The 9,893-nt window shown below is 54.4% G+C and carries 11 protein-coding genes and 1 pseudogene; 5 read left to right on the top strand and 7 right to left on the bottom strand.

The features are described 5' to 3' along the window. Positions 1 to 447, bottom strand: a 447-nt coding sequence (locus FEAC_RS16000; protein WP_236684657.1) for a YncE family protein, incomplete at its 3' end; no start/stop codon positions are given. An 81-nt stretch (positions 448 to 528) separates the two neighbouring features. Continuing rightward, complete coding sequence (locus tag FEAC_RS12385) at positions 529 to 939, bottom strand: hypothetical protein (RefSeq protein WP_052566356.1); 411 nt, start codon at positions 937 to 939, stop codon at positions 529 to 531. A 623-nt stretch (positions 940 to 1,562) separates the two neighbouring features. Here FEAC_RS12385 and FEAC_RS16145 point away from each other — a divergent pair. From FEAC_RS16145 to FEAC_RS12370, 3 genes are all read left to right on the top strand, one after another. Further along, on the top strand, positions 1,563 to 1,694 hold the full coding sequence (locus FEAC_RS16145; protein ID WP_269078281.1) for a hypothetical protein: 132 nt from the start codon (positions 1,563 to 1,565) through the stop codon (positions 1,692 to 1,694). Between the two features lie 307 nt (positions 1,695 to 2,001). Continuing rightward, positions 2,002 to 2,358, top strand: a complete 357-nt coding sequence (locus FEAC_RS12380; protein WP_035392186.1) for a hypothetical protein — start codon at positions 2,002 to 2,004, stop codon at positions 2,356 to 2,358. A gap of 1,188 nt (positions 2,359 to 3,546) precedes the next feature. Then, positions 3,547 to 4,146 carry a YncE family protein gene (locus FEAC_RS12370; protein ID WP_035392190.1) on the top strand — a complete coding sequence of 200 codons (600 nt, stop codon included), beginning with the start codon at positions 3,547 to 3,549 and terminating at the stop codon, positions 4,144 to 4,146. A 507-nt stretch (positions 4,147 to 4,653) separates the two neighbouring features. Here FEAC_RS12370 and FEAC_RS12365 read toward each other — a convergent pair. Continuing rightward, positions 4,654 to 5,148 carry a hypothetical protein gene (locus FEAC_RS12365; protein ID WP_035392193.1) on the bottom strand — a complete coding sequence of 165 codons (495 nt, stop codon included), beginning with the start codon at positions 5,146 to 5,148 and terminating at the stop codon, positions 4,654 to 4,656. 159 nt (positions 5,149 to 5,307) lie between these two features. Then, complete coding sequence (locus FEAC_RS12360; RefSeq protein WP_081901305.1) at positions 5,308 to 5,592, bottom strand: HepT-like ribonuclease domain-containing protein; 285 nt, start codon at positions 5,590 to 5,592, stop codon at positions 5,308 to 5,310. Between the two features lie 231 nt (positions 5,593 to 5,823). Between FEAC_RS12360 and FEAC_RS12355 the strand changes: the two genes are divergently transcribed. Next, positions 5,824 to 6,132 (top strand): DUF6788 family protein, encoded by a 309-nt coding sequence (locus FEAC_RS12355; protein ID WP_152623243.1) that lies wholly within the window; start codon positions 5,824 to 5,826, stop codon positions 6,130 to 6,132. Between the two features lie 14 nt (positions 6,133 to 6,146). Beyond that, positions 6,147 to 7,635, top strand: a pseudogene (locus FEAC_RS16480) (ISKra4 family transposase). A gap of 52 nt (positions 7,636 to 7,687) precedes the next feature. On the opposite strand, the gene FEAC_RS12345 reads toward FEAC_RS16480, so the two are convergent. The 3 genes from FEAC_RS12345 to FEAC_RS12335 form a co-directional block, all read right to left on the bottom strand. Next, positions 7,688 to 8,008, bottom strand: coding sequence for a nucleotidyltransferase family protein (locus tag FEAC_RS12345; RefSeq protein WP_081901235.1), 321 nt, complete (start codon positions 8,006 to 8,008; stop codon positions 7,688 to 7,690). Between the two features lie 993 nt (positions 8,009 to 9,001). Continuing rightward, positions 9,002 to 9,373, bottom strand: coding sequence for a HepT-like ribonuclease domain-containing protein (locus FEAC_RS12340; protein WP_081901236.1), 372 nt, complete (start codon positions 9,371 to 9,373; stop codon positions 9,002 to 9,004). Continuing rightward, positions 9,370 to 9,771, bottom strand: a complete 402-nt coding sequence (locus FEAC_RS12335) for a nucleotidyltransferase family protein (protein WP_201773910.1) — start codon at positions 9,769 to 9,771, stop codon at positions 9,370 to 9,372. Before FEAC_RS12335 ends, FEAC_RS12340 begins: the two co-directional genes overlap by 4 nt. Positions 9,772 to 9,893 lie beyond the last annotated feature (122 nt).

Below are 9,893 nucleotides of genomic sequence, written 5' to 3'. Positions count from 1 at the left end.
TTCCACATACACAGTGTCGGTGGTGGGATCAATCGCGATACCACCCCCGAACAAGTGCGCGTGGATGGTATGGACCACCTTGTCTGTGGCCCCGTTGATTGCCAGTACTGAATTGTGGCCTTCCACATACACAGTGTCGGTGGTGGGATCAATGGCTAGGACTATTGGGTTAATGCTCAGGGCAATATTCGCAGTCACTCTATCCTTGGCTAAGCTGATGACAGAGATAGCTTTGGACAGCGTATCTGCCGTATACCCCGTAGCGGTAGTCGGGTCAACCGCTAGACTTGTTGGCGTAGAGCCTATCGCAATGGTACGTGTAGCAGAGCTATCGGCCCAGGAAACACTAGGTGCGGTGACCGTGACTGCCGCGCTACTCGCCACGAGCACAGCCATCAGGCGGAGGAGTCCACTCCACCTGATGGCTTTAATCGAGAACCTATGCATCAAATCCTTCTGTCCTCACAAGAATGACCTCGAACTGTCTTTACGACCATCCCTCGCAAATAGGTGGGTGTCGACACCAAGCTAACCAGTGAAGATCGTAAAGGAAACACTACCGGCAGCGTTGTAGGAAATAGTGACTCCAGGTTCAATGTTCAATGACTGGATGTAGTAATCGACCTCATTTCCTATAGCTGGAGCAAGATTGTTAATGCAATTGTTGTCGATCGTGCTACCTTCATTTAGGTCATTGCAGAGAGTTATCCCTATCGACTCTTGGGAACCCTGCATAGTCTGGTACACCTCATAGACGTAACTCGGCGAGAACGATGTCGAACCCGTGGCACCACCTCCGGAACCCCCAACAAGCAGCCCTGGCTGCGCCGTCGTAGTGGTAGATTTCTTCGCCGTCAATCCCATTCCTGTCCCCAAGCTAGCAAGTCCAAGACTCAGGGCTACAATCGCCCCTCCCTGAACCATGTTCCGTACTTTCATCATTACCCCCTTATGGTAATTATCATTACCAGAGTTATCGTCTGGTACATCGGGGAACCTAACACATCGTGGCGACGTTTTCACAGCATTATGGGAAATTAGCGAAAATATACCTACTACCAGGATGTTTGGCATCTGGCAGCTGAAAACCCCAGGATCGGTGTCCAACATTCGTAGGGGGGACTGTCAGCCGAGGTAGGGCCAGTTGCGACATGGGTTGCACCAACAGAGGAACATGGGCCTTTGGGTGATATTGCTATTGAATATGGGCAGCTCAGCCGGATTAAAGACGGTCCTTGGTCTTTACTCTCTCACGTTGTTGAATCATGAACCTACGATTCTGGTGACCAACGACTTGAGCGCTTCCCAACGGTGATTGCAGTCTCTGTCATCCGTTTGGGGGACAAGCATATTGACAGTTGCTGTTAGCTTGGATGGCTTTTAACTTGATCACCATCAAGGTCCTCCAACCACTTAGTAGCTGGTGATCGTGCCATGATGGCAATGAGCAAGACGAAGAGGCCAGAACCATGCTCTTATGCTCCCTCCAGCCGAGGAGACGCTAACCGAGTCGCCGACCTCGAGGACCCGTCTATTTCACAGACGGACCGGTCACACTCATCATGGCACTTGAGGAGGAGGCATCGACCTCGCACCCTTCGATTATCGAAGCCCACGTTGAGGCGCTGCTGATCTGGGCCAAACTGGCCAATGATTTACTGGGGACCACCTCTCTAGAGGTATCCGTGCGCTGAGTGGATGGGTTTTAGCGTCCTCGTCTATTGTGCAGAGCTCGCATCTGCGCTACTCGTGCGACAATTCCCTCGCCTTGTTGTTCTTGGCGCAATTGGCATTGGTTGACGGTTCAGGCAATCAGCCATGTCGCACCATCACACTTGCGTTGCTCTAGTGTCAGGGCATGGCGACTTGCTCGCAAGGTCGGTTGGAACCGATCGGGTTTTGCAGGGCAGTCCACTCGCGTTGCGGTGACTAGCTATTCTCATACCCTGGACCACGGTTTCGCGTAACTTTGCGACCGGAGAGCTACGGGTAGATGAAGGAGTGGTCATCGGCAACGGAGGCGTCACCGTCAAGGCTCCAAAGATCGCGGTATCGATACGCAAGCTCTTCGTCGATCAGAGTACCTTGGGTCTGTTGGGAAAGCTTCGTGACCAACACCTTGAACCCGCAACCAGGTGTGAGCTCGAACTCAACGATGACGCCTTCCTCTTCTCCTTCGAAGCCGGTTGTGCAACGTCACCCTATCCAGATGTCTTTTCGAAGAACTTCGCCAAGTTTCGAATCGACCATGCGATTCCCAAAGACATTTACCTGCGCTCCTTCAGGCACTTTGCAGCAACCTTCTTGGATGCTCTGGTAAGTGAGCGTCAGAAACAAGTGGAAACGGTTTCCATTTAGGGAATTCCCTCCGACTCCAAGCGCGGTCGGGAACTCTTTGAAACGTTCCACATCCAAAGCACCAGATCCAATCCCTGGCCACCACGCCCCAACTCGAGTCAGAACCGATCCAGAGCCGCGTGTTAGTGCGAAGGCACGAAATTACAACCTCAGGGCCACCCACTTGACCCCGAGACCGGGGTGCGTTGGCGGATCCATGCTTGGGTGTTCACGTGAGCGCGTCAGGAAACTGCAGCAAACCGTTAGGGATGGCAATCCCAACTTCGATCCACAAGCCCCGGACGGGAAGGATATCAGCAACCACCGGCACCCTTGTCCCCAAACGGATGACACAGACTACAATTCCCCGTGAGTAGCACTCAACTCCTTGGTAACCGGTATCAAGGCTGACGATACCACAACGCAAGAGAGCAAAGACCAAAGACCGTCTCGATACTCCTGAACTGCCGAAATGCAGCCGCCAGATCAGCTTTCAAACCGTGTTCCTCTGTCGAGGATACCCATGACGCAGCTCACCTAAACGGTCACAAAATCTACCTTCCACCAATCCTGGCGCTTGCCAAACATCCTGGTGGCGGATAGATTTTCGTAAATATCCAAAACTGCTGTGAAAACGTCACCACGATGTGTTAGGTTCCCCAATGTACCAGACGATAACTCTGGTACCGACGAATACCACAAAAGGGGTAATGATGAAGGTAAGAAACATGGTTCGGGGGGGGCGGTCGTAGCCCTCAGTCTTGGACTTGCTAGTGTAGGAACCGGGACGGGATTAACGGCGAGCGAGTCCACTCCGACTCACGCACAGCCAGAGGAGCTTGTTGGGGGTGGAGGTGGTAGTGGTGGGGAAGTCGTTACCTACTTCTCGGCAAGTTTTGTTCAGAACACGTACGATTGGGAGCAGGGCTTCGCTCCGTCGATTGGCTCCACTCTGTGCAATCACATGACGCCCTACAACGCGGCTGCGGTCAGCTATTGTCAAGATAACGTCAGCGTTTCTTTGGGACACGCGATAGACCTCGCGTGTGCACCAGGATCGAATTGCCCGGAGGTAGCGCTCACCTACGACGCCAATGGCGATGTCTGGTATTCAATTTTTTAGCCACTCTCGATTCCACCTTCTTGTCTCGGGGTTTCAATGCCCATTGATATCTCGGGCTGGAAGTTCTGCCGAGTAAGGAGAGCGATATGAGTTTCAATCCGATCAGATCAATCACGCTAAGCAACGTTTTTCGTGTACTGGGTATCACTCTGGCGATATGCCTGGTCTTTGGAATCGTCGATTCCGGCGTTTCTTGGGCTGGCACACCAGTCGTTCGAAACATACCGACCACTAACAGCAGCGCTCACTCTTTCCTGATAAGTCTCGCGGTTAACCCCACCACCGACACGGTGTATGCGGCCAACGGTCATTCCATCTCGGTCATAAGCGGGAAGACCGATAAGGTGACTCACACAATTTTGGCAAAGTCTGCTGGACTCGCGGTTAACCCCACCACCGACACGGTGTATGCGGCCAACGGTCATTCCATCTCGGTCATAAGCGGAGCAACAAGCAAGCTCGTCCGCAGTATTCGTGCTCGCTCTAACGTCGTCGGGTTTTCGGTTAACCCCACCACCGACACGGTGTATGCAACCAATAGAAACTCTGTTTCAGTGATTGCTCTTGCGACCGGGAACCAAACAAGTGATTCAAGAGTCATTATTGGCTTGCCTGCTGTTGGCTTTGTCATCGTTGTTGGTGAAGCAACGTTCCTAGTTGCATTGAAGCGCCGTCGTGCAGCGTGAGCAAGGCATAACTATGAACCCTCAGTCGGCGGATCTCAGTTGAGATCGACCACACTGAAGGAACCGCTCCACCTTGTTATCAAGAGGCAAGACCCCAGTGAGTGTTGGCGATCTGAGCATTCGCCGTCATCAGGACGGCTGAAGTAGTCCAGTCGCCTCGATACCAACCGTCCTGCACCCTGGCCAGCAGCCGATCCTTGGGGAATCATAAAAAAGGAAAGTCGCTAAGTTAAGAGAGGATTTTGCAATTTTATACCTGACATTCGGGCAGGTCATACCAGTTTCGCAAACGGCCCACCAAGGGCCGTTTGCGAAACTACGCCGCCAACGTTTGCAAAACTCGGACAAAACTCGGCTGCTCCTGGTCAGAGCGCTTAATTGGGGTAGAAATCTCACTGGCGTTGTCCATCCACTCGACAGTCGCCTCCAAAACCGCCAAAGTCCCGTTACCGGGACGTGAGAGGTAGATACTCTGTCTGTGGAGATGCTGGTTTCAGAGAGATTGATTTAGGACTTCGGTGATGGCTCCTCATGAGTCCAGTAGTTACCAAGGCGATCTCGTCGTCGAGGTTTGCGCGATCGACTAGGCGTAGCGGTACCTTTGAGCTTATCCTGCAAGAAACTCTTGATCTTGCGGATACTGGCTGCCACGACGATCAGCGTCGTGAATAAGTAGTGGTTAGTAAACCCTCGCGCCCGCCTCCTACCTCCATCATGAAGAGCCCCATGGTCGGCATCCTTGAGATAGCCGTTAAATCCTTCGATGGTGTGACGTGCATGGGAGTAGAGCTTGTGCCACCCGGGACTTCCATAGAGGAGCGCTTGGCCAAGCTTGACACCTGCATCACCCTCGAATGTCGCGATCTTCTTATGGACACAGACCTCGCCCGGGTGAACCGGCTGGTTCGAGATGTGAGGAAGACCCGCTGTCTTCTTGCGGACCGAACTCTTGAGCGGACACACCACCGTCGCTGATATTCCAAAGGACAGTCGCTCGGTCAACAGAGGATAATCATCCTTAAGAGAGCGATATTCTCCTAGCACAGGTGAGTTTCGCAAGCAGCCCGCCGCAAGGCTTTCCCATCTGACCGCTGAATAACCACGATTGAATGATGCTCAACCAGTGGCCTGTCTTACCTGAAGACGATTACCAGAGTGGGGTTACTGCTTGAGGGTTGAACCATCGCCTTCGGTTACCGTATGTTCCTTCTGGAGCGTGAGCTCTGTTCGTACGCGCTCCACCAGTACAGGAAGGTCATGCTCGATAATACTCCATACGATGTCTAGATCAACGTCTAAATATCCGTGAGCGAGCTGATTACGAAATCCTGCTAATTGTCTCCAAGGAATATCAGCGTGCTCCTCCCTGAAGGCAGCAGAGAGTCGTTGACTCGACCGCAAGCGTCTGCAGACGGTACATCGTGGCATCACGTATAAGTGCGTCATTTAGCGACGATCTTCCCTGCTTGATAACGATATCTTCGATCCCTTTCGCAGCCTCGTCGATGTACGTTAAATATGGGTGTGGCTCTCCTGGAGGGACCTGTGATTAGGGGTTTCTCCGTCAATGAGCCGTTGATCCTCTTGCAGGCACCCCCCGATTCTTTGCATAATCCACCATCCGAGGCCTTTTGGGGTGTAGGTCTGTTAGGCTGGCACTAACAGACTGGAGGTGGCATGATGTCGCGCTTGGCCAAACGAAAAGCTCCGAGGGTGTTGCCCGGCTCGCTCATCACGCTGCGACGAAAGTGCGGCAAGCCGAGCTGCCGGTGTGCCGCGGGTGACCCCCACGAGAGTCCTGCGCTCTCCTATAGCGTCGCAGGTCGAACCAAGATGCTCACCTTGCGTCCCGAGGAGGTCGAAGAGGTGGCCCAGGCGGTGGCCCGCTACCGAAAGAGCGTCAACGATCTCGCAGCCGAGGCCCAGGTCGAGCTGGACGAGCTTGTCGCCCGGGTGCGGGCCACCAGAGCGAGCGATCGACGGTGAACGGGACAGTTGGGATCCTGGGTGATGCGAATTTCTGCTCGTCGCGCGAGCACTTCGAGTCGGTTGTCGATTTCTTGGACGGAGAGGAGGCCTTCGTATTGGACCACGGTTCCCTCGAAGCCCGGCTCGAGGTGTCGAGCCGTGAGCTGTTTCGCCGGTTGTTCCAGGACCACCTCGATCTGCGGGCACAGCGCGAGGCCCGTGTCGAAGGTGTTGTCGACTCCGCGGGGACTCCACGGGACAGCATCGAGGTTGGACACCACCGAGTCCTTTGCACCGTCTTTGGCGAGGTACGTGTCAGACGGTTCGCCTACCGCCAGCGCGGCGAGGAGAACCTTCATCTAGTCGACGCCTCGTTGAACCTGCCCGAAGAGAAGCACTCGCATGGCCTTAGACGGTGGTCAGCGATCGAGGCGTCACGTGGCTCCTATGACGAGGCAACCGCCGCGATTGAGCGAGGAACCGGCCAAAAGGTCGGCAAGCGCCAGGTGGAGTCCTTGGCCAAACGTGGCGCCTCAGACGTCGACGCCTTCTATGCCGAGCGCTCAGTACCCGAGTGCGCTCTCTCCGGTGACGTCCTAGTGCTCTCGGTCGATGACAAGGGTATCGTGATGCGTCCCGAGGCACTTAAGAGGGGCGACAAAGAAGGCAGCTGATGATGCTTCCCCTTAGCTCAAGGGTCGCCTGTCTAGGGGCGAGAAGCGTGGAAGAAAACGCATGGCTGAGATTGGGGCGGTCTACGATGTGACTCCAGTTCCCCGTAAGCCGACCGATATCATGGCATCGAGGGACGATGAGCAGGTCAAAGGACCAGAGGCTAACCACAAGTGGTTGTGCGCCAGCGTGCTCGAAGATGCAGCCCCGGTGATCAGAGACGTCTTCGACGAGGCAGAGCGAAGGGACCCAGAGCATCTCCGTACCTGGGTTGCACTCGTCGATGGGAACAATCACCAGATCGACTGCATCAAGGCACAAGCACTCAAGCGAAAGATCAACGTGACGATCATCATCGATCTGATCCACGTACTGGAGTATCTCTGGACAGCCACGTGGTGCTTCTTTGACGAGGGGGATCCACGAGCTGAGGCCTGGGTGCGCACGAGAGTATTGGCGATCCTCGATGGAGGGGCACGCAACGTAGCGGCAGGGATCCGCAGACGTGCCTCGAGCGAAGGCCTGATGGCCTCGGATCGCAAAGGCGCCGATGCCTGTGCCAGATACCTTACCAACAAGGCCGCCTACCTCGACTACCCGACAGCACTCGCAGGGGGTTGGCCGATCGCTACCGGTATTATCGAAGGCGCGTGCCGACACATCGTGAAGGACAGATTCGACGTGACCGGCGCACGCTGGTCGGTCGACGGCGCAGAAGCGATCCTCAAGTTACGCGTCGTTCGCTCCAACGGCGACTTCGACGACTACTGGCGCTTCCACCTGTCCCACGAGCACGAACGCGTCCACCGTTCCCGTTACGCAAACAACGTCATTCCCAGGGCTGCATGACGTCCCTTGAGGAGAGCCACACCCGTTAAATATAGTAAGTCACTGTGTTGTGTCATAGGGGCACGGCTTCGCGCTCAACCTGGTCACGTATAACACGATGTACTTTGGTTCCAATGTCCACTTGGTAGCCCAGGAGATCCTCAAGCTCTTGGGCAAACGCGATGACGTCAAGGCCGCTAGCTTGAACGGTGAAGTCTACCAAGAGATCAATGTCGCTATCGCTGGTAGCATCGCCTCTGGCAACGGAGCCGAATACACGGATATTCGACACCCCATAACGTGTCGCAAGCTCCATGATGTCTCGTCGATGAGATCGGAGCAAGGCAAGATTCGGTGGCGTCCTGCCCAATGCGGGTGCAACAGGCTTAGTCATGCCACTCCTCCCACCACATAGCTTACTAGAACGAATATGGCGATGACGTTGGCCTGAGCTCTCTTTCTGAAACCCTATCTGCGGATAAACAGGGGGTGTGGCAATCCCCGAGCAAACCGTAGCGACAAGCATAAGATCACATGGTCACCTTGATGATGCGGAAGACGACACTACGGTACCCATTGAGAGAAGACAAGGCTCGATTCACAATTATCTGGATGGAATTGAGCTGTAGTCCAGTTCAGCGAAGGTATTTGGGGCCAAAATGGCTGCATGACCAACGCGCATGATTTGGAAGGTCTGGATTCACCAGGCGTCAGCATCAATGTGTACACGGCCTGAAAAATAGATCACTGGGGTTTAGAAGGCTACCTGCGATGAAACAACGGAGGCCTTAGTTGCCTATGAGGCGATGGTCAGCCTCAGGTCCGCAACGACAGATGCTCAGTCCGATGGGAGCATTGGTCACGTAGTTGGTCCGCTCAAGAAAAGCTGGTCACTCGCACTCAACGCATATCCGGGGAGTATTTTATGACTTCGTTCTAGCTTTCGATACGCAGCCCCAGTTCGCCGTGGTTCTATGGCTAGCGTTAAAAAAGGATAGTCGCATAATTAACAGAGGATAGCTGATGCTTTCTCATTCCTGTTCTCCCAGCTCAGGTGAGTTTCGCAAACGGCCCTTGGTGGGCTGTTTGCGAAACCCCCCAATTCGTTTGCGAAACTCAAACAGCAAATTGTCTCGGCCATATACCAACTGATTGTAGATAAATATTGCCCTGAAAGCAGCAGTCTGTTGTCGCCGATAGAGCTCCCTAGCAAGAGTTCCGCCCCAAGGGCTGGACTCTGTCTTGGGGTGGAACGACGTGAAGTGAAGAATGGCTTAGGTGTCTCTGTTCCTTCGCCTGGAGGTGCGAGTCTTGGTTGAGATCTGGGTGGTCGGCTCTTTGGTCAAAAACGTTACCAGTGCTTAGCTCCCAAGACCAAAATCCTTGCTCAAATCCTCACCCGGCAAGCTGCCAGACTGTTCTTCAGTAGGTTTACGGTGCGTTTGCAATTGCCGAACGGCAGCCTCAAGAGAGGGGGGTCCTCCATGATGGTTACTTCGACCGTTGCGCGGGATGTGTCGAAGTAGTGGTGCGCGAGCCAATCGCGCATGCCAGCCACGTCAGACCACTTGACATCTGGTTGACTAGCAACGAGTTCGGGGTCCAGCGCCTTTACTGCCTCGCCAATTTCGATTAATCTCACTCGAACGGCATCGAAAATGAGTCCGTCAGAGAGATCACCACGAGCAAGGTGGCTTCTGATCGCGTCAATCGCGTCAATAATGTCGGTTAGGCGTTCGTCGTCATTATGCGAACTCATAGTGGGATGGCATCCCGTTCGATCTCTGCTCGAACGTGTGGTCGGAGGCTGTCCGAGAGGGCAACATCAACCGGCACGCCGAGGATCTCCGAAAGCTCCCTCCGCAGTGCTTCCAATGCAAAAAGCCCTGTTCCTTTGCCCACGTCAACCACGAAGTCAACATCGCTGTCTGGCCGGTCTTCACCCCGGGCGGCGCTACCAAAGACACGGATATTGCTCGTGCCATGACGCGCCGCGCAGCCTAATATTGCGTATCGACACTTGCGGAGCCGATGACCGAGCGGAGTGTCAGGGAGGCTAGGCGAGTAAACGCCAATCATGCCGTGAGCGTGATCGACAGTATCATTCTGCGCCGATTTCTGGATCTTCCCCGGCGAGCTGTCCTCGCGCTTCATCATGAGTTGATCGTAGTGTAAATCGCCTGTGGTCGTTAGCGAGCACTTCAGAGGTGGACTTACTCACCAAATGGGACACACGACTCTAATAGAGTAAAAAGAATACCGGAGCACACCGATATCCA

It is taken from the genome of Ferrimicrobium acidiphilum DSM 19497 (assembly GCF_000949255.1).
Lineage (GTDB): Bacteria > Actinomycetota > Acidimicrobiia > Acidimicrobiales > Acidimicrobiaceae > Ferrimicrobium > Ferrimicrobium acidiphilum.
This window is presented reverse-complemented; position numbering and strand designations above follow the sequence as displayed.

Coding starts and splice junctions, on each gene's coding strand:
- FEAC_RS12345 (WP_081901235.1), bottom strand. CDS start 8,008: ATGACTAAGCCTGTTGCACCCGCATTGGGCAGGACGCCACCGAATCTT.
- FEAC_RS16145 (WP_269078281.1), top strand. CDS start 1,563: ATGGCACTTGAGGAGGAGGCATCGACCTCGCACCCTTCGATTATCGAA.
- FEAC_RS12355 (WP_152623243.1), top strand. CDS start 5,824: ATGATGTCGCGCTTGGCCAAACGAAAAGCTCCGAGGGTGTTGCCCGGC.
- FEAC_RS12360 (WP_081901305.1), bottom strand. CDS start 5,592: ATGACGCACTTATACGTGATGCCACGATGTACCGTCTGCAGACGCTTG.
- FEAC_RS12370 (WP_035392190.1), top strand. CDS start 3,547: ATGAGTTTCAATCCGATCAGATCAATCACGCTAAGCAACGTTTTTCGT.
- FEAC_RS12335 (WP_201773910.1), bottom strand. CDS start 9,771: ATGATGAAGCGCGAGGACAGCTCGCCGGGGAAGATCCAGAAATCGGCG.
- FEAC_RS12340 (WP_081901236.1), bottom strand. CDS start 9,373: ATGAGTTCGCATAATGACGACGAACGCCTAACCGACATTATTGACGCG.
- FEAC_RS12385 (WP_052566356.1), bottom strand. CDS start 939: ATGAAAGTACGGAACATGGTTCAGGGAGGGGCGATTGTAGCCCTGAGT.